This window comes from Bacillus sp. H1a, assembly GCF_000633475.1.
GTDB lineage: Bacteria > Bacillota > Bacilli > Bacillales > Bacillaceae_G > Bacillus_A > Bacillus_A paramycoides.
This window is the reverse complement of record NZ_AYMH01000165.1, coordinates 1-525: the sequence shown is the minus strand read 5'-3', so window position 1 is coordinate 525 and position 525 is coordinate 1. Positions and strand designations below refer to the sequence as shown.

Annotated in this window: 1 pseudogene; it reads left to right on the top strand. The window is 35.4% G+C overall.

Annotated features, from left to right (window positions below):
- Positions 1-307 precede the first annotated feature (307 nt).
- Positions 308-525 (top strand): annotated as a pseudogene (locus tag U860_RS0130965) (D-alanyl-D-alanine carboxypeptidase); the annotation flags it as partial.

Here is a 525-nt window from a genome sequence, read left to right as displayed (position 1 = left end):
GAATTTAGCAAGTAGGTAAAAAGGAAAAACGGATAAATTTTTTCATAGTTTTATAGTTGAAAATATACCTTTCTAGTTCAAAAACCCCCAACTTACTCTAAAAAATAATTTCTGGGGTTAACATACATGTGAAAAAAGAGGGATTTACTGTTTGTTAGGACAGAATAGCGTTTGTAAAAATAATAATTATGAAGATGATTACGAATTCAATGTTGACCCTTTGTCATTAGTGGAGATGATAGCTGTGTGGTTAGTATAAAACAGCAAGCGACCACCTATACAATATGAATAGAGGAGAGGAATGCTTATGAAAATACGTAGTCAAATTACATTTGCAAGTCTGGCTCTTTTAATAGCTGGAAGTTCCCTGTTATACACAACGCCAACCTCAATTGTAAAAGCAGAGCCCACTCAAAATGTATCTAGTTCGTTACAAACAAGCACTCAACGAGATCGTAATTCCGTCAAGCAAGCAATGCGGGATACATTGCAACTTGGATTCCCGGGGATACTTGCTAAAACTTC